At 70.1% G+C, this 21,824-nt stretch carries 22 protein-coding genes; 9 read left to right on the plus strand and 13 right to left on the minus strand.

Annotated features, from left to right (window positions below):
• The first annotated feature begins 85 nt into the window (after positions 1–85).
• Both glpK and ASG74_RS06505 read left to right on the plus strand, forming a co-directional pair.
• Positions 86–1,600, plus strand: coding sequence for a glycerol kinase GlpK (glpK, locus tag ASG74_RS06500; RefSeq protein WP_056140428.1), 1,515 nt, complete (start codon positions 86–88; stop codon positions 1,598–1,600).
• Positions 1,601–1,646: 46 nt separating this feature from the next.
• The gene (locus ASG74_RS06505; protein WP_082569570.1) at positions 1,647–3,353 is read left to right on the plus strand and encodes a glycerol-3-phosphate dehydrogenase/oxidase; all 1,707 of its coding nucleotides are present in this window, start codon (positions 1,647–1,649) and stop codon (positions 3,351–3,353) included.
• Positions 3,354–3,428: 75 nt separating this feature from the next.
• Here the strand turns inward: ASG74_RS06505 and ASG74_RS06510 are convergent, their stop codons facing one another.
• Complete coding sequence (locus tag ASG74_RS06510; protein ID WP_056140431.1) at positions 3,429–4,304, minus strand: DUF2332 domain-containing protein; 876 nt, start codon at positions 4,302–4,304, stop codon at positions 3,429–3,431.
• 185 nt (positions 4,305–4,489) lie between these two features.
• Here ASG74_RS06510 and ASG74_RS06515 point away from each other — a divergent pair, with 185 nt between their 5' ends.
• Positions 4,490–5,983: an aminopeptidase P family protein gene (locus ASG74_RS06515; RefSeq protein ID WP_056140433.1), complete on the plus strand. Its 1,494-nt coding sequence runs from the start codon at positions 4,490–4,492 to the stop codon at positions 5,981–5,983.
• 80 nt (positions 5,984–6,063) lie between these two features.
• Here ASG74_RS06515 and ASG74_RS06520 read toward each other — a convergent pair whose 3' ends face one another.
• The 3 genes from ASG74_RS06520 to ASG74_RS06530 all read right to left on the minus strand — a co-directional run bounded on the left by ASG74_RS06520 (position 6,064) and on the right by ASG74_RS06530 (position 8,758).
• On the minus strand, positions 6,064–6,810 hold the full coding sequence (locus ASG74_RS06520; protein ID WP_056140436.1) for a PIG-L deacetylase family protein: 747 nt from the start codon (positions 6,808–6,810) through the stop codon (positions 6,064–6,066).
• Positions 6,811–6,847: 37 nt separating this feature from the next.
• Entirely contained in the window at positions 6,848–7,432 is a 585-nt protein-coding gene (locus ASG74_RS06525; RefSeq protein ID WP_056140439.1) for a general stress protein, read from the minus strand.
• A 111-nt stretch (positions 7,433–7,543) separates the two neighbouring features.
• Positions 7,544–8,758: an acyl-CoA dehydrogenase family protein gene (locus tag ASG74_RS06530; RefSeq protein WP_056140441.1), complete on the minus strand. Its 1,215-nt coding sequence runs from the start codon at positions 8,756–8,758 to the stop codon at positions 7,544–7,546.
• 317 nt (positions 8,759–9,075) lie between these two features.
• Here ASG74_RS06530 and ASG74_RS06535 point away from each other — a divergent pair, with 317 nt between their 5' ends.
• Positions 9,076–9,930: a serine protein kinase RIO gene (locus ASG74_RS06535; protein ID WP_056140444.1), complete on the plus strand. Its 855-nt coding sequence runs from the start codon at positions 9,076–9,078 to the stop codon at positions 9,928–9,930.
• A gap of 20 nt (positions 9,931–9,950) precedes the next feature.
• Here the strand turns inward: ASG74_RS06535 and ASG74_RS06540 are convergent, their stop codons facing one another.
• Complete coding sequence (locus ASG74_RS06540; RefSeq protein ID WP_056140447.1) at positions 9,951–10,820, minus strand: HpcH/HpaI aldolase/citrate lyase family protein; 870 nt, start codon at positions 10,818–10,820, stop codon at positions 9,951–9,953.
• A complete protein-coding gene (locus ASG74_RS06545) occupies positions 10,820–11,929 on the minus strand; it encodes an HpcH/HpaI aldolase/citrate lyase family protein (protein WP_056140451.1) in 1,110 nt (369 codons plus the stop codon). Before ASG74_RS06545 ends, ASG74_RS06540 begins: the two co-directional genes overlap by 1 nt.
• Positions 11,930–11,983: 54 nt before the next feature.
• On the opposite strand from ASG74_RS06545, the gene ASG74_RS06550 reads away from it, so the two are divergent.
• Genes ASG74_RS06550 through ASG74_RS06565 form a run of 4 tightly spaced genes read left to right on the plus strand, consistent with a single transcriptional unit; the run spans position 11,984 to position 15,573 of the window.
• Positions 11,984–12,532, plus strand: a complete 549-nt coding sequence (locus ASG74_RS06550; RefSeq protein ID WP_056140454.1) for a hypothetical protein — start codon at positions 11,984–11,986, stop codon at positions 12,530–12,532.
• Positions 12,533–12,542: 10 nt separating this feature from the next.
• Positions 12,543–13,841 carry a magnesium transporter MgtE N-terminal domain-containing protein gene (locus ASG74_RS06555; RefSeq protein WP_056140458.1) on the plus strand — a complete coding sequence of 433 codons (1,299 nt, stop codon included), beginning with the start codon at positions 12,543–12,545 and terminating at the stop codon, positions 13,839–13,841.
• On the plus strand, positions 13,834–14,418 hold the full coding sequence (locus tag ASG74_RS06560) for a DUF1003 domain-containing protein (RefSeq protein WP_056140461.1): 585 nt from the start codon (positions 13,834–13,836) through the stop codon (positions 14,416–14,418). The genes ASG74_RS06555 and ASG74_RS06560 overlap by 8 nt, the downstream gene beginning before the upstream one ends.
• A gap of 9 nt (positions 14,419–14,427) precedes the next feature.
• Entirely contained in the window at positions 14,428–15,573 is a 1,146-nt protein-coding gene (locus tag ASG74_RS06565; protein ID WP_056140464.1) for an Mrp/NBP35 family ATP-binding protein, read from the plus strand.
• Between the two features lie 128 nt (positions 15,574–15,701).
• On the opposite strand, the gene ASG74_RS06570 is transcribed toward ASG74_RS06565, so the two are convergent.
• From ASG74_RS06570 to sigE, 4 genes are read right to left on the minus strand one after another with little or no spacing between them, the layout of a single operon-like run.
• The gene (locus ASG74_RS06570) at positions 15,702–16,106 is read right to left on the minus strand and encodes a twin-arginine translocase TatA/TatE family subunit (protein WP_056140467.1); all 405 of its coding nucleotides are present in this window, start codon (positions 16,104–16,106) and stop codon (positions 15,702–15,704) included.
• Between the two features lie 27 nt (positions 16,107–16,133).
• Positions 16,134–17,558 carry a S1C family serine protease gene (locus ASG74_RS06575; protein WP_082569571.1) on the minus strand — a complete coding sequence of 475 codons (1,425 nt, stop codon included), beginning with the start codon at positions 17,556–17,558 and terminating at the stop codon, positions 16,134–16,136.
• Positions 17,555–18,121, minus strand: a complete 567-nt coding sequence (locus ASG74_RS06580) for a hypothetical protein (protein ID WP_056140470.1) — start codon at positions 18,119–18,121, stop codon at positions 17,555–17,557. Before ASG74_RS06580 ends, ASG74_RS06575 begins: the two co-directional genes overlap by 4 nt.
• Positions 18,118–18,759, minus strand: a complete 642-nt coding sequence (gene sigE / locus ASG74_RS06585) for an RNA polymerase sigma factor SigE (protein ID WP_056140474.1) — start codon at positions 18,757–18,759, stop codon at positions 18,118–18,120. The genes ASG74_RS06580 and sigE overlap by 4 nt, the downstream gene beginning before the upstream one ends.
• 103 nt (positions 18,760–18,862) lie before the next feature.
• Here sigE and ASG74_RS06590 point away from each other — a divergent pair, with 103 nt between their 5' ends.
• The gene (locus tag ASG74_RS06590; protein ID WP_056140477.1) at positions 18,863–19,498 is read left to right on the plus strand and encodes an O-methyltransferase; all 636 of its coding nucleotides are present in this window, start codon (positions 18,863–18,865) and stop codon (positions 19,496–19,498) included.
• A 73-nt stretch (positions 19,499–19,571) separates the two neighbouring features.
• On the opposite strand, the gene ASG74_RS06595 is transcribed toward ASG74_RS06590, so the two are convergent.
• The 3 genes from ASG74_RS06595 to ASG74_RS16880 form a co-directional block, all read right to left on the minus strand.
• The gene (locus ASG74_RS06595) at positions 19,572–19,937 is read right to left on the minus strand and encodes a hypothetical protein (protein WP_056140482.1); all 366 of its coding nucleotides are present in this window, start codon (positions 19,935–19,937) and stop codon (positions 19,572–19,574) included.
• Entirely contained in the window at positions 19,934–21,460 is a 1,527-nt protein-coding gene (locus ASG74_RS06600) for a leucyl aminopeptidase family protein (RefSeq protein WP_056140487.1), read from the minus strand. The genes ASG74_RS06595 and ASG74_RS06600 overlap by 4 nt, the downstream gene beginning before the upstream one ends.
• Positions 21,461–21,535: 75 nt before the next feature.
• Positions 21,536–21,712: a DUF3117 domain-containing protein gene (locus tag ASG74_RS16880; RefSeq protein ID WP_082569572.1), complete on the minus strand. Its 177-nt coding sequence runs from the start codon at positions 21,710–21,712 to the stop codon at positions 21,536–21,538.
• Between the last annotated feature and the right edge of the window lie 112 nt (positions 21,713–21,824).

The following is a 21,824-nucleotide window of genomic DNA, read 5'->3' on the forward strand; positions in this document are numbered from 1 at the left end:
GCCCTGTTGCAACCGGGCACATCTCCGATTTCCGCGTCATCGGGGCATCGGGGGGTGGCGGGTGACGCGTCATAGGGTGACCGGCATGGCGGACTTCATCGGCGCAGTCGACCAGGGCACGACCAGCACCCGCTTCATGGTCTTCGACCACGACGGTCGTGAGGTCGCCCGCCACCAGCTCGAGCACGAGCAGGTGCTCCCCCGTGCCGGCTGGGTCGAGCACAACCCCCTGGAGATCTGGGACCGCACGCAGACCGTCATCGGCAGCGCCCTGACCCGAGCCGGACTCGCCACCACCGACCTCGCCGCCATCGGCATCACCAACCAGCGCGAGACCGCCATCGTGTGGGACCGGCGCACGGGCCGCCCGTACTACAACGCCGTCGTCTGGCAGGACACCCGCACCGACTCCATCGCCAAGGCGCTCGACGCGGACGAGCGCGCGCAGACGATCCGCCACAAGGCAGGCCTCCCGCCCGCCACCTACTTCTCGGCCGGCAAGGTCCAGTGGATCCTCGAGAACGTCGACGGAGTGCGCGAGGCGGCCGAGCGCGGCGACGCCATCTTCGGCACCCCCGACACGTGGCTCGTCTGGAACCTCACCGGCGGCCCCCGCGGTGGCATCCACGCCACCGACGTCACCAACGCCAGCCGCACCATGCTCATGGACCTCACCACGCTCGACTGGGACGACGAGCTGCTGGGTTTCTTCGGCATCCCGCGCCAGATGCTTCCCGAGATCCACGCGAGCAGTGACGACACGGCATACGGGATGACGTCCGGGGAGCGGGGCACCGCGCAGGTGCCGATCACCGGGGTCCTGGGCGACCAGCAGGCAGCCACGGTCGGGCAGGTCTGCTTCGAGCCGGGCGAGGCGAAGAACACCTACGGCACCGGCAACTTCCTCCTGCTCAACACCGGCACCGAGCTCGTGCGCAGCGACAACGGCCTCCTCACGACCGTCGCCTACCAGCTCGGTTCTGCGGCACCGGTCTACGCGCTCGAGGGCTCGATCGCCGTGACCGGCAGCGCGGTCCAGTGGCTGCGCGACCAGCTCGGCATCATCTCCGGCGCGTCGGAGGTCGAGACCCTCGCCGCGCAGGTCGAGGACACCGGTGGCGTCTACTTCGTGCCGGCGTTCAGCGGCCTCTTCGCCCCCTACTGGCGCAGCGACGCGCGCGGCGCCATCGTCGGGCTCTCGCGCTTCAACACCAACGCCCACCTGGCCCGCGCGACGCTGGAGGCGATCTGCTACCAGAGCCGCGACGTCGTCGACGCCATGGCCGCCGACTCGGGCGTCACGCTGACCACGCTGAAGGTCGACGGTGGCGTCACGGCCAACCGGCTCTGCATGCAGCTGCAGGCCGACATCCTCGGCGTCCCGGTGAGCAAGCCGGTCGTCGCCGAGACGACCGCCTTGGGAGCCGCGTATGCCGCGGGGCTGGCCACCGGCTTCTGGGCCGGCACCGACGAGCTCAGGGACAAGTGGGCCGAGGCCGAGCACTGGGAACCGCAGTGGTCCGACGAACAACGCACCAACGGCTATGCCGGGTGGCAGAAGGCGGTCGGGCGCACCCTGGACTGGGTCGAGGTCGACTGACGGCGTCCCCCGACGCCGAGGAGGGCGGCACCTATGCTTGCTCCTCGTGACCCTTTCTCCCGCGGCGCGTGCGTCCACCCTGGAGCGGCTGCGGTCGGGCGAGGAGCTCGACGTCCTCGTCGTCGGTGGCGGCGTGGTCGGTTGCGGGGTGGCGCTGGACGCGGTGACCCGCGGCCTCTCGACCGGCCTCATCGAGGCCCGTGACTACGCGAGCGGGACGAGCTCACGCTCGAGCAAGCTCATCCACGGCGGGCTGCGCTACCTCGAGATGCTCGACTTCGGGCTCGTCCACGAGGCCCTCCAGGAGCGACGCCTCCTCCTCAACACGATCGCCCCACACCTCGTGCGCCCGGTGCCGTTCATGTACCCGCTGAGCAAGCCCGCGTGGGAACGCTTCTACGTCGGCTCGGGCATCGCGCTCTATGACGGGCTCGCGTTCGGTGTGCGCCAGACCGCGGGCCTTCCCCGCCACCGGCACCTGGGCAAGAAGGCCGCCCTGCGGCTGATGCCGAGCCTGCGCCCCGACGCCCTCACGGGTGCGATCCAGTACCACGACGCCCAGGTCGACGACGCCCGCTTCGTGCTCGAGCTGGCGCGGACCGCTGCCATGCACGGAGCCCACGTGGTCAACCGGGTCGCGGCCGTCGGCATGCTGCGGTCGGAGGACGGCAAGCAGGTCATCGGCGTGCGCGCGCGGGACCACCAGAGCGGCGAGGAGTTCGACATCCGCGCCCGGCGCGTCATTGCCGCGGCCGGCGTCTGGACCGACGAGATCCAGACGATGATCGGCGACGAGGGACCTCTGCAGGTGCGGGCGAGCAAGGGCATCCACCTGGTCGTCCCCCGTGACCGGATCACCTCCGAGACGGGCGTCATCCTGCGCACCAACAAGTCGGTCCTGTTCATCATCCCGTGGGACGAGCACTGGATCATCGGCACCACGGACACCGACTGGAACCTCGACAAGTCCCATCCGGCTGCCACCTCCGCGGACATCGACTACCTCCTCGAGACGGTCAACTCGGTTCTCGTCACTCCCCTGACGCGTGACGACATCGACGGCGTGTATGCCGGTCTGCGACCGCTGATCTCCGGCGACGAGAACGATGCGACGACCAAGCTGTCCCGCGAGCACGTCGTCGCCACACCGCTCCCCGGGCTCACGCTCGTCGCCGGCGGCAAGTACACGACCTACCGGATCATGGCCAAGGACGCCGTCGACGAGGCGGTCAAGGACTTCGAGCAGGAGGTCGCCGAGTCCTCCACCGACAAGGTGCCCCTCGCCGGTGCAATCGGCTGGGAGTGGCTCAGCGAGCGGCCCCAGATCCTTGCCCGCTCGGCAGGCATCGACCAGGAGCACATCGAGACCCTCCTCGAGCGCTACGGCACGCTCACCAAGGAGCTCATCACCCTGATCAACGCCCGCCCCGATCTCGGCGAGCTGCTGCCCGGTGGCGAGACCCACCTCAAGGCCGAGATCGTCTTCGCCGCGGCGACCGAGGGCGCGGTGCACCTCACCGACATCCTCACCCGGCGCACGCGCATCTCCATCGAGGCCCGCGACCGTGGGCTCACCGCCGCGCCCCATGCGGCTGCCCTCGCGGCGCCGATCCTCGGGTGGGACGACGCCCGCGTCGCCGAGGAGCTCGACATCTATCACCGCCGCGTCGAGGCCGAGATGTCGAGCCAGACGATGCCCGACGACGAGAGCGCCGACCTGGCCCGGCGACGCGCTCCCGACGCCGCACTCTGAGGTTGGTGCGTTTCTCACCCAATTCCCGGGTTACACACATGTGTGTAACCCGGGAATTGGGTGAGAAACGGACGGTCAGTGGGCGGGCACCAGGGTCAGGGGCGGGCCGTGATAGGTGCAGTGGCCGATGACGTCGTCGTCGACCTCGACCTGCGGGCGCCACGTGCTCGTGGTCGGCAGCGGGTCGGGGTCCTCGAGCGCGACCCGCACCACCGGTAGGCGTGAGCGGGCCTCGTCGATGGCGGCGATCATCGACGCGCACTCCGCAGCAGGCCAGTACTGACGCGTGATGGAGTGCCACACCACGGTGAGCACGTCGTCGGACCCGTGCTCGGAGCTCGCCAGCTGCTCGCGCACCCAGTCGGCCGCGCCGGCGCGGTCGATCGTCACGGGGTGCTCACGGAGCGTCGTCAGCGCAGCGACGAGCCGGCCGTCACGCTCGGGCATGTGCGGCCAGATGAACGAGCGCAGGTGGGCCGCACCCTCGTCCGTCGTGCCGTCGAAGGGGTCGAGATCGCACCCGCGCCGTGCAACGACCTCGAAGTCGGCCGGCACGAATCCCGGTGCGGCACACCCCTTCAACACGAACGAGGCAGTGACCGGGCCCGCCGACCACCCGTCGCCCTCGAAGCGGAAATGGTCCACGAGGAGGTTCAACCCGGCCGACGCTCCGGGCTCGAGGAGACGCACCCGGCGAAGGCCCGTGCGTCGCACCGCTTCTGACAGCCCGACCAGCAGGGCGACAGAGCGCCCGACCCCGTTCGTCTGCGGCGCGACCTCGAGCGCCGCCCGCAGCTCGGGCACGTGCGCACGAAGCACGGGCTCCAGAGCCGGCCACACGGCAGACCGGTCGGCCGTTCCGCCCACGGACGGATAGAAGTCGGCCAGCTCGGGCGCATCTCCGCGCAGGACGATGCGGTGGATGCCGGCGAGCAGGCGCAGCTGCACCATGTCTCCGGGGGTGTCGCCTCGTGGCCGCTGAGGATCTCGCGAGCCACCCCGCCGGCGTCCCAGTCCCGCGCGAGGTCACGCAGAAGCACGCCGTAGAGGTGCTCCGTGCTCCCACCGAAGTGGTTGCGCATGCGCTCACCCAAGGTGGCTCCGTCGTAGGCACTCACGCGTGCCACCATAGGTGGGTGAGCGAAGAGCAGAAGAAGGCAGAGAACCGCGCCCGCCCGACGACCGAGGAGTTCCGCGGCTTCGTGCGTGAGGACTGGGCTGACCGTCGACCGCAGGCGGGGGGCCAGTCACCCGCAGCGCAGTATGCCGCGGCGCGACGTGCGCTCGTGAGCGCCGCCTTCCCGAAGCAGCGGCTCATCGTCCCCGCGGGCGGGCTCAAGGTCCGCAGCAACGACACCGACTACGTCTTCCGCCCGCACAGCGCCTTCGCCCACCTCACCGGGCTGGGCGCCGACCGCGAGCCCGATGCCGTGCTGGTGCTCGAGCCCACCGATGACGGGCACGAGGCGATCCTCTACTTCCGCCCCCTGGGCGAGCGCGACAGCGACGACTTCTTCGCCGACGCCCGCTATGGCGAGTTCTGGGTCGGCGCGCGTCCGAGCCTGGCCGACATCGAGCTGGAGCTGGGACTGACCGCCCGCCACATCGACGAGTTCGAGGCCGCCGCGGCCAAGGACGCCGGAGAGGTCACCGTGCGGCTCGTCCGCGACGCCGACCGTGACCTGACCCGCACCCTCGACGCCGCCCGCGTCGAGAACGGCGCGGCCGAGGAGACGCTCGAGGAGCACGACGACTCACTCGCCCACGCGTTGTCGAAGCTGCGTCTGACCAAGGACGAGTTCGAGATCGAGCAGATGCGTGAGGCGGTCGCCGGGACCCACGTCGGGTTCGAGGCCGTCATCGCCGAGCTCGCCACCGCGGTCGAGCTGGGTCGCGGTGAGCGTTGGATCGAGGGCGTCTTCGGACTCCACGCCCGCCACCAGGGCAACGGTGTCGGCTACGACTCGATCGTCGCGTCCGGCGACCACGCCAACACGCTGCACTGGATCAAGAACACGGGCGACGTGGCCGAAGGCGACCTCGTCCTCCTCGACGCCGGCGTCGAGGTCGACTCCCTCTACACCGCCGACATCACCCGCACGCTCCCGGTGAGCGGCACCTTCACCGACGCGCAGCGCGAGGTCTACGACGCCGTGTATGCCGCCCAGGAGGCCGGAATCGCGGCGGCCCAGCCGGGGGCGAAGTTCTCCGACATCCACGCGGCCGCCATCCGCGTCATTGCCGAGCACCTCCACGCGTGGGGCCTGCTCCCCGAGGGCGTGTCGGTCGAGGACACCCTGGACACCGACCACGGCCAGTACCACCGCCGCTGGATGGTGCACGGCACCTCGCACCACCTCGGCATCGACGTGCACGACTGCGCTCTCGCCACCCGCACCGAGTACATGGACGCCGAGCTCACGCCGGGCATGGTGCTCACGGTCGAGCCCGGTCTCTACTTCAAGGCCGACGACCTCAAGGTTCCCGAGCGCTTCCGCGGCATCGGCGTGCGCATCGAGGACGACATCGTCATCACCGAGGACGGCAACGAGAACCTGTCGGCCGCGATGCCGCGCGCGAGCGCTGACGTCGAGGCGTGGATCGCCGAGGTCCGCGAGGAGAACGCCTAGCCTCTTGACCAACTGACTGCCCGTTCGGCAGGGGAGGAGCGCAGCGACGAACCGGCCGAACGGGCAATCAGTTGGTGTTCTCAGCGGCGGATGACGACGTCCAGCGCCAGGGCGTGGGTCACGCCCTCGGCCTGCGCCGCCTGGGCGCCCATCTCGAGGATCATCGGCACGAGCTGTGCCGGCTTGGGGAAGTCGTCGGGCAGCGCGGCGTTGTAGGCCGCGTGCTCCTCGAGCGAGGCCACCGCCACGTCGACCTTGTCGGAGACATCCACGTAGTGCGTCGGCGCCATCGGGCCCGCGAAGGCGAGGATGCCCACGTTCCACGGCTCGAAGCCCTCGTCGACCAGCTCGGGGAAGATCCACCGGTTGCCGGCGTCGGCGACGGCATCCGCGCACGCGAGCCCCACAGCACGATGGTCCGCCTGGTTGAGCATCCCGCCGACGAACCGGTTGCCGTAGTCGCCGGTGATGACGACATCCGGCGTGCGACGACGGATCTCGCGGGCGATGTCTCGACGCAGAGCCAGGGAGTACTCGACGTTGCCGTCACGGTGGTCGCCGAAGTCCACCTCGGTGACGCCGACGACGGCAGCACTCGCGCGCTCCTCGGCCTCACGCGCCGGGCCCGCCTCGGCCGGCGACATGGTGTCGATGCCCGCCTCACCCCGGGTGAGGAGGAAGTAGGTCACCGTCTTGCCCGCTGCGGTCCACTTCGCGACGGCTGCCGCCGTCCCGTACTCGATGTCATCGGGGTGCGCGACGACGCACAGCACCGAGGAGAAGTCCTCGGGCAGCGGCTCGAGCGGCGTCGTGGGAGGAGCATCCATGGCACTCACGCTAGACCCCTGCCACGGGCCGGGCGGGTCAGTTGGTCGAAGCCGGGCCCTCGGCCTCTCGCGCTCGGCGCGCCTCTTCCTGCGCGCGTTGGACCTGCGCCTGCGCCGCGGCCATGGGGTCCATCTCGGTCAGCAGCTCACGCCCGCGAGTCGCGTACTTGTGCTCGGTGAGTACCTCGTACTTGGTGGCGACCACCTGGGTCACCGAGGTGAAGTCACGCTCTCCACCGGTGAACGAGTAGCCGACCAGCGCCCACACGGCGCCGAACACGGCCCCGAAGATCACCGTGGCGATGACCGAGACCCACGAGAAACCGCTGGTGTCGAACAGCGCGAAGATGATCCCGATGAGCAGCCCGAGCCACGCACCCGACAGCAACCCGCCGAGGAGGATCCGGCTGCGGGTCAGCCGACCGGTCACCCGCTCGAGCTGCTTGAGGTCGGTGCCGACGATGAGGACGTTCTCGACGGGGAAATCGTGGTCGGAGAGGTAGTCGACGGCCTTCTGCGCTGAGGCGTAGGTGTCGTGGACGCCCAGCGACATGGGGTAGTCGAGGGACAACAGCTGCTTGGCCGCGGCCGCGCCGAGACCACGGGTCGGTTGGGTGCTCATGCCCTCATTCTCCCACTCCCGGCTGGGCGGCCGCTGGGAGGTGGCTGACCGGCATACCAAGACGTCGTATGCCGGCCGCTCGCCCGGGCGACCACCGTCACCGTCACCGGATCAGCGCTTGAGCGCGTACTCCTCGAGGAGCCGGCGGCCGATGATCATCTTCTGGATCTCTGCCGTGCCTTCGCCGATGAGCAGCATCGGCGCCTCACGGTAGAGGCGCTCGATCTCGTACTCCTTGGAGTAGCCGTACCCACCGTGGATGCGGAAGGACTGCTCGACGACGTCGGCGCAGTACTCGGCCGCGAGGTACTTCGCCATGCCCGCCTCGAGGTCGTTGCGCTCGCCCTTGTCCTTGAGACGCGCTGCCTTGACCATCATCTGGTGGCCGGCCTCGACCTTGGTCGCCATGTCGGCGAGGCGGAACAGAATCGCCTGGTGCTGCGCGATCTGCTTGCCGAAGGTCTCACGCTGCTGCGCGTAGGCGATCCCGAGCTCGAACGCCCGACGCGACACTCCACAGGCGCGCGCCGCGACGTTGACCCGGCCCACCTCGACGCCATCCATCATCTGGTAGAAGCCCTTGCCGGGCACCCCGCCCAGGATCTGGGCCGACGTCGTCTCGTGGTTCTCGAGCACGAGCTCCGTGGTGTCGACGCCCTTGTAGCCCATCTTCTCGATCTTGCCGGGCACCGTGACACCCTGGGCGGTCTGGCCGAAGCCGGGCTCCTTCTCGACGAGGAAGGTCGTCATGTTCTTGTAGGGGCTGTCGGACTCCCCGAGGTCGGTCTTGACGAGCACTGCCACGAGGTTGGACGAGCCGCCGTTGGTCAGCCACATCTTCTGCGCGTTGACCGACCACTTCTGGTCCTCACCCTCACCCTCGCCCGCGACAGCCTTGGACTTGATCGCCGCGACGTCGGAGCCCAGCCCCGGCTCGGACATCGAGAACGCACCCCGGACCTCACCGGTCGCCATCCGCGGCAGGTAGCGCTGCTTCTGCTCCTCGGTGCCGTGCTGCAGCAACATGTAGGCGACGATGAAGTGCGTGTTGATGATGCCGCTCACCGACATCCAGCCGCGCGCGATCTCCTCCACGCACAGCGCATACGTGAGCAGGGACTCCCCCAGACCGCCGTACTCCTCGGGGATCATCAGCCCGAAGATTCCCATCTCCTTCATGCCCTCGACGATCTCCGTCGGGTACTCGTCGGCGTGCTCCAGGTCCTGCGCCACGGGGATGATCTGCTCCTCGACGAACTGCCGCACGAGCTTGATGAGCTCGCTCTGCTCGTCGGTGAGACCTTCGGTGCGCTGGAGCCGAGACATGCGTGAGAGCCGCCTTCGAGAGGGTTGGGCAGGACCCTGTCGAGTATGCCGTCCGCCCACCTCCCGCTGAACCCGCTCGGTGCGTGATCCCGCCCACCCCACCAGCCTCGACTTGTTGCGACTTGGCGCAGCTGCGAGCGCAGCGAGCGAACTGCGCGAAGTCGCAACAAGTCGGTGGCGCGGGGCGCGCCCGGGTGGGACGCTGGTTGGCAACCGCACGGCATACGCCGCTGTGCACCGACTCCCGAGGAGGCGCGACATGTCCACGACTGTCCCGGGCCGCTCCCGTGCCCACATCCCTTCCCCGATGGAGTCCCATGACCACGTTTTCCGAGGCCGCGACGGAGTCGCCCCTCTTCGCTAGCAACACCTGCCCCGACACGCCTCCCGAGGGCGAGCGGTGGTCCAGCTGGGACGGTGCGATGCACGGCCCCACACCGCGACCCGACTGGGTCATCACGGCCCTCGGCGCCGTCGAGACCGATCTCGGCGTGCTCAAGACCGGCAAGGAGGCCGACGTCCACCTGGTGCGCCGGTGGCTGCCCGAGGGCACCGACGCACCGGCCGTCGACTCACTCCTGGCAGCCAAGCGCTACCGGGGCGCCGAGAACCGCCTCTTCCACCGCGACAGCGGGTACCTCGACGGCCGTCGCGTCCGCAAGACCCGCGACATGCGGGCCATGCAGCGGCGGACAACGTTCGGCCGCAGCCTCATCGCCGGCCAGTGGGCCTTCGCGGAGTTCGAGGCTCTGGGCAAGCTGTGGGAGCTGGGGCTGCCCGTCCCCTATCCCGTCCAGCTCAGCGACACCGAGATGCTCATGGAGTTCTTCGGCAGCGGTCGCGAGGCGGCACCCCGGCTCGTGCAGACGAAGCCGTCGCCCGATCTGCTGGCCGAGCTCTTCGAGCAGTTCCGCGACGTCGTCCTCGCCCTCGCTGGTGAGGGCTGGGCGCACGGTGACCTCTCGCCCTACAACGCCCTCGTGCACGAGGGGCGGCTCGTCGTCATCGACTGGCCGCAGATCGTCGACGTCGTCGGCAACCCGCACGGCTTCGAGTTCCTCGAGCGCGACGTGCGCGTCATGTGCGAGTGGTTCCGCCGCCGAGGGCTCGACGTCGACGCCGACACCCTCTTCGGTGACGTCGCCGCAACGGCTGCGGGCTCCGCCTGGTGAGCCACCCACACCCCGTTGGGTCAGCGGCTGGTGATGACCTCGTGGACGGCCAGGACCCGCCGCGCGATGTCGACGTGGAGGTTCTCGACCATCCGCCCGTTGTGGGTGACGACGCCGCTGCCGGCACCGGCCTCCCATGCCTCGAGGATGCCGCGGGCCTCGGCGACGGACTCCTCGGTCGGCGCGAAGATCGCGTTGCAGGGCTCGACCTGGCCGGGATGGATGAGGGTTTTGCCGTCGAAGCCGAAGTCGCGGCCCTGGACACACTCGGCCTCGAAGCCCTTGGCATCCTTCACGTCGTTGTAGACGCCGTCGAGGATCGCGATACCGGCCTCACGGGCGGCGAGCAGCGACAGCTGGAGCGAGGTGAGCAGGGGGCCGCGGCCCGCCACGTGGTCCGCGTGCAGCTCCTTGACGAGGTCGTTCGTCCCCATGACGAGGACGGCCAGCCGCGGTGAGGCAGAAGCGATCTCGCGCACGTTGAAGACGGCCTCGGGCGTCTCGATCATCGCCCAGAGCATCGTGTGGTCAGGTGCCCCGGCGGCCTCGAGCCCGGCCACCAGCGAGCGCACCTCGTCAGCCGAGCCCACCTTGGGCACAACCACACCCGCCGGCCCTGCCGCGGCTGCCGCGGCGAGGTCGGCCTCGTGCCACTGGGTGCCGATGCCGTTGATCCGGATCGTCACCTCGCGCTGGCCGTAGTCGCCCGATGCCGCTGCGGCACAGGCGTTCTGGCGCGCTGACTCCTTGTGGTCCGGACCAACCGCGTCCTCGAGGTCGAGGATGAGCCCGTCGACCGGCAGCGACTTTGCCTTCTCGAGGGCGCGCTCGTTCGAGCTCGGCATGTAGAGAACCGAACGACGCGGTGCGTATGCCGTCTGCTCGCCCATCAGGACGCCGCGCCTTCCGCGTCGGGAGCGTCAGGTGCGTCGACGGCATACAGGGCGGCGAGCTCGGGGTCGTTGGAGCCGAGACGGTCGGCGAGCTCGAGGATCACGAGGCACTGCTTGAGCGAGGCGTCGTCTTCCATCTTGCCGTCGAGCATGACGGCACCGGTGCCGTCGCCCATGGCCTCCTTGACACGGCGGGCATGGGCGACGTCCTCGGCGGAGGGGCTGAAGACCCGCTTGGCGATCTCGATCTGCACCGGGTGCAGCGACCACGTGCCGACGCAGCCGAGGAGGAAGGCGTTGCGGAACTGGTCCTCGCACGCGACGACGTCCTTGATGTCACCGAAGGGGCCGTAGTAGGGGAAGATCCCGTGCATGGCACACGCGTCGACCATGCGGGCGATCGTGTAGTGCCACAGGTCCTGCTGGTAGGTCGTGCGCTCGGCCGTGACCGGGTCCACGCCCTCGCCGAGGTCCTTGGCCGGGTCCTGGCGCACGAGGTAGCCGGGGTGGCCACCCCCCACACGGGTGGTCTTCATCCGGCGGTCCGCGGCCAGGTCGGCCGGGCCGAGGCTGATGCCCTGCATGCGCGGTGAGGCTCCGGCGATCGCCTCGACGTTGGCCATCCCCCGGGCGGTCTCGAGGATGGCGTGGACGAGGATCGGGCGCGTCAGGCCGGCCCGGGCCTCGAGCTGGGCGAGGATCCGGTCGACGTAGTGGATGTCCTCGGGCCCCTGCACCTTGGGGACCATGATGACGTCCAGCTTGTCGCCGATCTCGGTGACGAGGGTGATGAGGTCGTCGAGGACCCACGGGCTGTCGAGGCTGTTGACGCGCGTCCACAGCTGAGTGCTGTCCCCGAAGTCAGTCGCCTTCGCGATGTCGACCAGCCCCTGACGGGCGGCTTCCTTCTTGTCGGCCTTGACCGCGTCCTCGAGGTTGCCGAGGAGCACGTCGACCGAGCCGACCATCGACGGGATCTTGGCCGCCATCTTCTCGTTGCTCGGGTCGAAGAAGTGGATCATCCGACTGGGGCGGGCGGGCACCTCACGCACGGGTGCCGGGGCACCAACCGCAAGAGGGCTGAAGAAGTCCTTGGGTGAGCGCATGAGCCCGGACGCTAGCAGTGACGCGGCGCCGTGCGTTATGAGACAGTTCACGCCGTGAGCGGTTCGCCGAACGCCCCCACCCCCGGACAGGCCTCCGTCAATGTCACACGCCTGCTCGCCGAGGCGGCGAGCAAGTCCAGCGTCCTGTGGGTCGAGCTGCCCGGCGGCGACAGCCACGCCGTCTGGTTCGTGTGGCACGACGACGGCGACGCCCGCGGCACGGGCCCGGCCATCCACGTCGTCTCCGGGGACGGCGAGCAGACCCTTCCTCCCCTGCCCGACGAGGTGACGGTGATCCTGCGCAGCAAGGACAACGGTGGCCGCCTCCTGCGCCTGCGGGCCACGGCGAGGACGGTGGATCCCACCAGCGACGAGTGGGAGGCCGCCGCCGAGGTCCTGCGCGCCAACCGGCTCAACGCCATCGGTGACACGCTCGCCCGCTGGCGCGAAGGCGCGACGATCTCCGTGATCGCGCCACACGGCATACCCGAAGAAGGTCCCGGAGCCTACGACTCGGGGTCGGGACGAGCGCCAGTCTCCCCCGGCCGGGGCGCCACGGCGCGCTGGCGGCCGTGGCACTGGCGCGGACGCGGACCCGGCTAGCCTGTCGTTCGTGAGCACGAACACCCGCGTCTTCGTCGGCCGACTGGCCGAGCTCGCCGTGTTCGACCCCTTGGGCGATCCTGTCGGTCGCGTGCGGGACGTCGTCCTGACCTTCAGCGTGCAGCGGTCGAGACCGCGGGTCATCGGCCTCGTCGTCGAGGTGCCCGGCCGCCGCCGCGTCTTCGTCCCCATGACCCGCGTGACCTCCGTGGACGGTGGCCAGGTCATCACGACCGGCCTGGTGAACATGCGCCGCTTCGAGCAGCGCCCCAACGAGACCCTCGTCCTCGCCGAGCTCATCGAGCGCCGCGTGAGGGTGCGCGATGAGCACGGGGAGCAGGTCGATGCCACGGTCGAGGACATCGGACTCGAGCGCGACAATGCCCGCAGCTGGTCGGTCACCCGTGTCTTCGTGCGCCGCACCTCCACCCGCAGCTCCCTCACCCGCCTCGGCCGGCGCCGCGGCGAGACCTTCGTCGTGCCCGTCGAGGACGTCACGGGTCTGCGTGACACGGCGGACGAGCAGAGTGCGGCGCGCCTGCTCGAGCACTACGAGGACCTCAAGCCGGCCGACCTCGCCGAGGCCATCCACGACCTCCCGGTCAAGCGACGGGCCGAGGTGGCCGCCGCCCTGGCCGATGACCAGCTCGCCGACGTCCTCGAGGAGCTCCCGGAGGACGAGCAGGTCGAGCTCATCGCCGGGTTCGGCAACGACCGCGTCGCCGACGTCCTCGAGGCCATGGAGCCCGACGACGCCGCCGACCTCCTGGCGGAGTTCCCCACGGAGCGCCGGGAGGTGCTCCTGCAGCTCATGGAGCCCGACGAGGCCGCCGATCTGCGGCGCCTGCTCACCTATGACGAGAACACCGCCGGTGGCCTGATGACGACCGAGCCGGTCATCCTCGGCCCCGACGCGTCCATCGCCGAGGCGCTCGCCGTGGTGCGGCGTCAGGAGCTGTCGACGACGATGGCGTGCACGGTCTTCGTCTGCCGCCCCCCGTTGGAGACCCCCACCGGGAAGTTCCTCGGCATGGTGCACATCCAGCGGCTGCTGCGCGAGCCACCGCATGCCTCCATCGGCACGATCCTCGACAGGGACGTCGAGCCGGTCACGACCGAGGCGACCGTCGGCCAGGTGACCCGCATGCTCGCGACCTACGACCTCATCGCGCTGCCCGTCGTCGACGAGAACGGCCTGCTCCTGGGGGCCGTGACCGTCGACGACGTGCTCGACCACCTGCTGCCGGACGACTGGCGCGAGGACCGCCACGAGGTCACGGGCTCGCACGAGGTGATCCCGCATGGCTGAGCGCCGCGACCGCGCGCCACGCCTGGACCAGCCGCGCGAGGCCCGCCGGCAGTTCATCAGCCGACCGGAGGCCCTCACCGAGGAGGCCTTCGGTGTGCTCTCCGAGAGGTTCGCCCGCTACATGGGGACGGCCTACTTCCTCATCGGGATGACGTTCTTCGTCCTCGTCTGGGTCCTGTGGAACCTCCTCGCGCCGATGGACTGGCGCTTCGACAACTACCCGTTCATCTTCCTCACGCTCATGCTCAGCCTGCAGGCGTCGTATGCCGCGCCGCTCATCCTGCTCGCGCAGAACCGGCAGGCCGACCGCGACCGAGTGATGCTCGAGCAGGACCGCACCCGTGACGAGCGCAACCTCGCCGACACCGAGTTCCTCACCCGCGAGGTGGCGGCCCTGCGCATCGCCATGCGCGACTCCGCGACGCGTGACTTCGTGCGCGGCGAGCTGCGCGACCTCCTCGACGAGATGGAGGATCGGGGGCTCGTCATCGGCAGGCTCGCCGTGGTCGAGGACAGTGACGCGTCAGACACCGTCAGGAACCGGACCGATGAGGGCGGACCCAAGCGCTCGACCTAGCATGGAAGCATGCCTGTCACTGCTGCTCCTGTGAGCGATGAGGCGCTGCGCGCCGCCCTCGCCACCGTCAACGACCCCGAGATCCGCAAGCCGATCACCGAGCTCGGCATGGTCGAGTCCGTGGAGTGTGACGACACCGGCCGCGTCGCCGTGACGATCCTGCTGACCATCGCTGGGTGCCCGCTCAAGGACACCCTCACCAATGACACGACCAACGCCCTGCTCAAGATCGCCGGCGTCACCGCGGTCGACGTCACGCTGGGTGTCATGTCCGAGGAGCAGCGCGCCGAGCTGCGTACCAACCTTCGAGGCGGTGCGCCCGAGAAGGAGATCCCCTTCGCCAAGGCCGGCAGCCTGACCCGCGTCTATGCCGTGGCCTCGGGCAAGGGTGGTGTCGGCAAGTCGTCGATCACCGCCAACCTCGCCGCGGCCCTCGCGCAGCAGGGCCTCAAGGTCGGTGTCGTCGACGCCGACATCTACGGCTTCTCGATCCCCCGCATGCTCGGGGTGGAGCAGCGGCCCACCCAGGTCGACGAGATGATCCTGCCGCCCATCGCCCACGAGGTGAAGGTCATCTCGATCGGCATGTTCGTGCCCGGCAACCAGCCCGTCGTGTGGCGCGGCCCGATGCTCCACCGGGCGCTGCAGCAGTTCCTCGCCGACGTCTTCTGGGGCGACCTCGACGTGCTGCTCCTCGACCTCCCGCCGGGTACCGGTGACATCGCGATCTCGGTCGCCCAGCTCATCCCCGGCGCCGAGATCCTCGTGGTGACCACGCCCCAGCAGGCTGCCGCCGAGGTGGCCGAGCGCGCGGGAGCGATCGCCATGCAGACCCACCAGCGCGTGGCCGGCGTCATCGAGAACATGTCCTGGCTCGAGCTGCCCGACGGCACCCGCCAGGAGATCTTCGGCTCCGGCGGTGGCCAGGTCGTCGCCGACTCCCTGACCCGCAGCATCGGCGCACCGGTGCCCCTGCTCGGCCAGATCCCGCTCGACACGACGTTGCGGGTCGGCTCCGACCAGGGCATGCCCGTCGTCCTCACCGACTCGACGTCGCCGGCCGCGGTGGCCCTTCGCGGCATTGCCCGCGAGCTCGGCACCCGCTCCCGTGGTCTGGCCGGCCGTTCCCTCGGCCTCACGCCGTCGGGCCGCTAGCCGAACGAAAACTCGGCGTCGCTCGTCGGCGTCAGTCCCCGCGCCGCAGGGGGATGCTGGCGTGCGCGCTCAGTTGCTCCTTCGTCGCAAACGCACGCACCCCACCATCCCTCAGCGGCTTCGCTGACCTAGGTGGCGTCGACGTCGTAGGGCGTGGGGCGCAGTGGATCCCAGGAGCGCGGGTCCGGGCCGAGGTGCACGGCGTTCTCGTCGAGGGCGTCGACGTCGGCCATGTCCGGGTTGGTCCCGCCCGACTTCAGGGTTGACGCGGCATCCTCGAGGGGCTCGATCAGCGCCTCACGCACGATCTTGCGCGGGTCATACTGGCGCGGGTCGTACTGGCGCCAGTTGATGTCGTTGTACTCGGGCCCGAGCTGGTCCTTGAGCTGACCCTTGGCGCCCTCGGCCATCACTCGGGCCTTCTTGATCAGCTGCGCGAGCTTCTGGGCGTACTCCGGGAGCCGCTCGGGACCGAGCACGAAGACCGCGATGAGGCCCAGGAGAACGACCTCCCAGCCATTGATGCCGAACACGCGTCCTCCTGTGCGCTCGAGAGCGCGTCAGTCGCTTCTGCCCTGGAGGACCATCTTGACATCCCGCTCCTTGCCGTCACGCATCACGGTCAGCGTCACGGTCGACCCGACGGCCTTGGACCGGATGGCGACGACCAGCGCGTCGGGGTCCACCATGGGCCGGCCCTCGAAGGCCGTGATGACGTCGCCGGGCTTGAGCCCTGCCTTCGCGGCCGGACCGTTGGGGGTCACGGCGGGGGTCTGACCGGTGTCCGAGGCGATGCGGATGCCCTCGCCCTGGTACTCACGGTCGAGCAGGACGCCGATGATGGGGTGCTCCGCCTTGCCGGTGCGGATCAGCTGGTCGACCGTGATCCTGACCTGGGCGCTGGGGATGGCGAAGCCGACACCGATGTTGCCGCTCTGCCCACCGATGGCGTTGCCCGCCACCCGCGCGATCGCCGAGTTGATTCCGATCACGCGTCCCTGCATGTCGAGCAGAGGGCCGCCGGAGTTGCCGGGGTTGATGGCGGCGTCGGTCTGGATCGCGTTGATGAACGACTGGTCGTTGGCGTCACCCGGGGTCACCGGTCGGTTGAGCGCCGAGACGATGCCGGTGGTGACGGTCGAGTCGAGGCCGAGCGGGGCGCCCACGGCGATGACCGGGTCACCCACGACGACGTCGTTGGAGTCGCCGATCGGCAGCGGGCGGAGGTCGGTGCGCTCGACCTTGAGGACGGCGAGGTCGTAGGACACGTCGCGCCCGACGATCTTGGCCGCCGTCTGCTTGCCGTTGGTGAGGACCACGGTGATCTTGCCGCCGTTGGCCGCGGACGAGACGACATGGTTGTTGGTGACGATGTGGCCCTTGTCGTCGAGCACCCAGCCCGAACCGGTCCCGTCTCCACCCGCGGCCTCGACCCGGATCGTCACGACGCTCGGGATGGCCTTGGCCGCGATGTTCGCGACCGAGCCCTCGGGTCGCGACGTCGCGCCGGCGCCCGGCTTCGGTGTCGAGCCGTTCGAACCGGAACTGGCGAGGTCGAGACCGTCGAAGCGGTCCGACGAGCCCAGCCACCCACCGAGCAGCCCGCCCCCGAGGCCGGCAAGCAGGGCAGCGAGGCCGGCGATGAGGAAGACCCCCAGCCACCCCGGACCGCTCCTGCGCGGCCGTGCCGCCGCTGCGGAAGGCGACGACGCGGCATGCGGGTTGGGCGTGTAGGGCACCGACGGCGCGTATGCCGGCTGCTCACTGGTGCTCCAGCCCTGCGGAGCGTGGTGCTCGGGTGCGTCCTGCCCGGTGGGGCCGTGCGCCCACTGGGACGAGCGATCGGGCTCCTGCGGGGGCAGCAGCGGAGCCTGCCCGGGCGGCGGACCGAACTGCTGGGTCTGGCTCAGGTCGACCTCTTGCGTGTGGTCGGGATCGACGCGGTGCTGGTCGGCCTCGTCCCGGCGGGCGCTGTCGTCGCTCATGTCCGAGATTCTGCCTCGCAGATGTCCAGGTTCCGAACTGAGGTGCTGCTCATCCATACCGTGGAGACGGTGCGGGCCCGCGGGCTCGACGACGGGCTGGGGCCGCCGCCAGCCGGTCGCACAGTGGGCGAGGCTCCGCCGACCGACGTGACGGTGGTCGTGATCGCACCCGGACCGCCGATGGTGAGGCTCCACGCGACCGCGGCCGTGGCCCCTGCAGCCGCGGTGGCCAAGGCCGCAGAGCGCAGGGGGCTGCGGTGGGCCGGGGGCGCCGACGGCGGCACCATCTCAAGTGGTGCGCGCCCGCTCGTCTGGGCCATGGCCGGTCCGGTCATCGACGAGGCGAGCGCGACGAGCTGTGCGTGGAGGCTGCCGGGCATGGACGGGCACCCCGACGACAGGAGCGTCTGGAGGCGACGCTCGCCCGCGACGGCGTGCTGGCAGTTGACGCACGAGATGAGGTGTCGGTCCCAGTCGAGGGTGCGCTGCGCCGAGAGCTTCCCCGACACGTAGTCGGGGAGCTCGTCGAGGCGGCAGCGCGAGGGACGCGACAGGTGGATCACACGGCACCCCGGGCGGGCGTGAGGACCCCGGGCAGTCGAGAAGAGGTGGTCGCGGAGCGGACCTCGGGGGCGCGGTGGGCCAGCGCCTCGCGCAGCTGGGCTCGGCCACGGTGGATGCGCGAACGCACGGTGCCGAGCTTGATGTCGAGCGTCGCAGCGATCTCTTCGTAGGACAGGCCCTCGATGTCGCAGAGGACCACGGCGGCGCGGAAGTCGGGAGCGAGCGAGTCCAGGGCTCGCTGCACGTCGTCGTCGAAGTGGGTGTCGGCAAAGGTCTGCTCGGGGCCGGCCTCGCGGGTGGGCAGCCGGGCCGCCGACTCGTCCGAGAGGGCGTCGAAGCGGATGCGCTGCTTGCGGCGCATCTTGTCCAGGAAGACGTTGGTGGTGATGCGGTGCAACCATCCCTCGAACGTGCCGGGACGGTAGGTGTGCAGCGAGCGGAAGACGCGGACGAAGACGTCCTGCGTGAGGTCCTCGGCGTCGTGGACGTTGCCGGTGAGGCGGTAGGCGAGCCGGTAGACGCGGGCTGAGTGCTCCTCGACGATCTGCTCCCAGGTCGGCGGCGTCCACTCCCCCGTGACCGCACCTGCGTCGCTCGTCATCGTCGTCCCCTGCTGCGTTGCCACGTGGCTGTCCATGTCATAGGTGTCTACGCGTCGCGCCCGGGAAATGTTCCGGAAGATCCTGTATGCCGCCTGTGAGTTCGGTGCCCATGCGGGCCCGCGAGTAGGGTTGCCGCCCATGAGCACCCTCAAGCCCGCGAGCTGGTCGTACGCGGAGGACTTCGTCCCCGAGCCCGAGGTCATCGAGCAGGCGCGCAGCCGCGGCCTGGCCTTCGACGCCGCCACCCCGGTGGGTACGGGAGCAGGTGCTGCGCTGCGGCTGCTCACGGCCGCGATCGGCGCCAAGCACGTCATCGAGGTGGGAACGGGAGCGGGCACGTCGGGCCTGTGGCTGCTCGCCGGCATGCCCCAGGACGGCGTCCTCACGACGATCGACATCTCGCCGGAGCACCAGAAGGCCGCGCGCGAGGCCTATGCCGCGGCCGGCTACCCGACCCAGCGGACCCGCGTCATCTCCGGTCGCGCGAGCGACGTGCTGCCCCGCATGACCGACGGCGCCTACGACATGGTGCTCATCGACGCCGACAAGGCGAGCTACCCGGCATACGTCGAGCACGGCATCCGACTGCTGCGCAGCGGCGGCGTGCTGGCGCTCGACAACATGCTCTGGCACGACAAGGTCGCAGACCCGGCGGCCCGTGACAGCGACACGACGACCCTGCGCGACCTGGGCAAGCGCCTGCGCGACCACGAGGACCTCCTGCCGGCGCTGCTGCCGGTGAGCGACGGCCTCCTCCTCGCCGTCAAGCGCTGAGAGAACGACTTATTGCCCGTTGGGACAGGTGCTCGTTGCCCTGGCAACCATCCCAACGGGCAATAAGTCGCTGTCAGGCGTGGGCGTCGACCCGGGGGCCAGCGCCGCGGCGGAAGCCGGCCGGTCCCTCGGCGATCGCCACGACCTCGAACTCCTCGATGCTGATCGGGGAGGAGCCGATGAGCTCTGAGCCCTTGGACTCGGCTGCGGTGGCCTCGAAGTCCTCGCGGAAGACCTTGCGCTCCTGCTCGCTGTCGAAGACGTAGGTGCCCTCGAACCACTCGCCCTCACGCATGCGCCAGACCTTGAACGCGAGCCCGTCGAGGAACATGAACTTGGCGATCGAGGTCCCCACGACGTACTCGCGCAGGAGATCCGGCGCGTTCTCGGGGGCACCCTCGAGTGACCAGCGCACAGCCAGTCCGTATCCGGCGTTCATGAAAGACCTTCCAACCATCGCAGCAGCAGTCGTGCACCGAACCCCGTCCCACCCTTGCCGTGGACTCCGGAGTCGACATCGGAACGGCCGGGGCCGGCGATGTCGAGGTGGGCCCAACGTCGCCCTCCCACGAACTCGCGCAGGAAGAGCGCCGCGGTGATCGACCCACCTCCGACCGAGGGCCCGATGTGGTTGATGTCAGCCACGTCGGACTCCAGTGCCCGACGGTAGGCCTGCACGAGCGGGAAGGGCCAGAGCGTCTCACCTGCTGTCTCGCCGGCCGAGCGCAGCTGGGACGAGAGCTCGTCGTCGGTGGCATAGACCGGCGCCATGCTCCTGGCGAGGGCGACCCGGGCCGCACCGGTGAGGGTCGCGATGTCGACGATGACGTCGGGGTCGAGCTCGGCGTCGGCGTAGGCGAGGGCGTCCGCCAGGACGATGCGGCCCTCGGCGTCGGTGTTGCCGATCTCGGTCGTCGTCCCGCCGAAGTGCGTCACGACGTCACCGGGCCGGTATGCCGCACCGCTCACCATGTTCTCGGCCAGGGCCAGCAGGCCGGTCACCCTGACCGGCACCGCGAGGTCACGGCACGCGGCGAGGACCGCCAGCACGATGGCGGAACCTGTCATGTCGGTCTTCATCGACAGCATCCCCTCGGGGGGCTTGACCTGCAGACCGCCCGAGTCGAACGTGATCCCCTTGCCGACGAGGACGACGTGAGGAGTCCTCGCATCGGCACCCTCCGGCACATAGCCGAGCTGGACGAGGCGCGGAGGAGTCGCGGAGCCGCCACCCACCGCGAGCAGGCCGCCGAAGCCGTCCGCCGACAGGGCCTTGTGGTCCCACACCCTGACGTCGAGGCCCGAGCGGGTGGCGACCGTGCGGGCCTGACGGACCATCCAGGCAGGGTTCTTGATGTTGGACGGGGCGTTGGCGAGGTTGCGGGCGACCAGGGTGGCGCTGGCCCGGCGCACCGCGCGCTCGACGACAGCGGCCCCGTCCCCGGCATCGGGCCCGACGAGAACGATGTCGGTGGCGATCTCCGCACCCGGGACCCAGGCTCCCCCGGTGAACTTCGACGGCGCCCATCCTCCGAGGACCGCGCCCTCGACGAAGGCACCATGGCCCACCTCGTCGGCGGGCGGGGCCAGCACGACGACGTCTGCTCGCCCGCGCGTGGCCCGGCCGGCGGCCGCACCCGCGAGGCGCAGGTCGTGCGAGTCGCCCTGGCCCAGACCGACGAGGACCAGCACTCGCACCGCGTTCTCACCGGGGGCCAGCCGGACGACCGTGGACGAGCCCACGGACGTCTGGGGTTCGTGGGTCAGCACCAGCTCGTCCGGCACGAAGCCCGCGGCGGTCAGCTCCGTGCGGGCGTGCTCGCCCCACGGGTCGTCCCCGTCGGCGATCCCGACGACGAGCGCGAGGTCGGTCGGGTCGCGGTCGGCCAGGACATCGGCGAGCGACCGGTCGGCAGCGCTCCAGGAGGGCAGGGAGGGGGCAAGGAGATCTTCGGTGGGCACGCCCTCGACACTACCGACGACGAGAGGGCCCCCACCTCGCCGGTGGGGGCCCTCCTCACGTCTGCGTTGCGCAGGCTACTTCTTCAACGCCTCACAGTCGTCGATGGCCTGCCCCAGTGCACGCACCTCGTCCGGAGTCATCTCGACGACGAGACGGCCACCACCCTCGAGAGGCATGCGCAGCACGATGCCGCGACCCTCCTTGGTGACCTCGAGAGGGCCGTCGCCCGTCCTGGGCTTCATTGCCGCCATGGGTGTTCCCTTCGTTGCCGTGCCACGCAGTCGCGTGCCACGTGTTCGCGTGCCGGCGTTGGCGCACCGGTATCCCGAACCATTATTCCTTGACGCGTGGCGCAGGCGAAAT

The sequence above is a fragment of the Knoellia sp. Soil729 genome (assembly GCF_001427985.1).
In the GTDB taxonomy this organism is placed as follows: Bacteria; Actinomycetota; Actinomycetes; order Actinomycetales; family Dermatophilaceae; genus Knoellia.

What these genes read in the sequence shown, in the direction of transcription:
- glpK (WP_056140428.1), top strand. Translation starts at nt 86, where the DNA reads ATGGCGGACTTCATCGGCGCAGTCGACCAGGGCACGACCAGCACCCGC.
- ASG74_RS06510 (WP_056140431.1), bottom strand. Translation starts at nt 4,304, where the DNA reads ATGGTGCAGCTGCGCCTGCTCGCCGGCATCCACCGCATCGTCCTGCGC.
- ASG74_RS06520 (WP_056140436.1), bottom strand. Translation starts at nt 6,810, where the DNA reads ATGGATGCTCCTCCCACGACGCCGCTCGAGCCGCTGCCCGAGGACTTC.
- ASG74_RS06525 (WP_056140439.1), bottom strand. Translation starts at nt 7,432, where the DNA reads ATGAGCACCCAACCGACCCGTGGTCTCGGCGCGGCCGCGGCCAAGCAG.
- ASG74_RS06530 (WP_056140441.1), bottom strand. Translation starts at nt 8,758, where the DNA reads ATGTCTCGGCTCCAGCGCACCGAAGGTCTCACCGACGAGCAGAGCGAG.
- ASG74_RS06535 (WP_056140444.1), top strand. Translation starts at nt 9,076, where the DNA reads ATGACCACGTTTTCCGAGGCCGCGACGGAGTCGCCCCTCTTCGCTAGC.
- ASG74_RS06540 (WP_056140447.1), bottom strand. Translation starts at nt 10,820, where the DNA reads ATGGGCGAGCAGACGGCATACGCACCGCGTCGTTCGGTTCTCTACATG.
- ASG74_RS06545 (WP_056140451.1), bottom strand. Translation starts at nt 11,929, where the DNA reads ATGCGCTCACCCAAGGACTTCTTCAGCCCTCTTGCGGTTGGTGCCCCG.
- ASG74_RS06560 (WP_056140461.1), top strand. Translation starts at nt 13,834, where the DNA reads ATGGCTGAGCGCCGCGACCGCGCGCCACGCCTGGACCAGCCGCGCGAG.
- ASG74_RS06565 (WP_056140464.1), top strand. Translation starts at nt 14,428, where the DNA reads ATGCCTGTCACTGCTGCTCCTGTGAGCGATGAGGCGCTGCGCGCCGCC.
- ASG74_RS06575 (WP_082569571.1), bottom strand. Translation starts at nt 17,558, where the DNA reads ATGAGCGACGACAGCGCCCGCCGGGACGAGGCCGACCAGCACCGCGTC.
- sigE (WP_056140474.1), bottom strand. Translation starts at nt 18,759, where the DNA reads ATGGACAGCCACGTGGCAACGCAGCAGGGGACGACGATGACGAGCGAC.
- ASG74_RS06590 (WP_056140477.1), top strand. Translation starts at nt 18,863, where the DNA reads ATGAGCACCCTCAAGCCCGCGAGCTGGTCGTACGCGGAGGACTTCGTC.
- ASG74_RS06595 (WP_056140482.1), bottom strand. Translation starts at nt 19,937, where the DNA reads ATGAACGCCGGATACGGACTGGCTGTGCGCTGGTCACTCGAGGGTGCC.
- ASG74_RS16880 (WP_082569572.1), bottom strand. Translation starts at nt 21,712, where the DNA reads ATGGCGGCAATGAAGCCCAGGACGGGCGACGGCCCTCTCGAGGTCACC.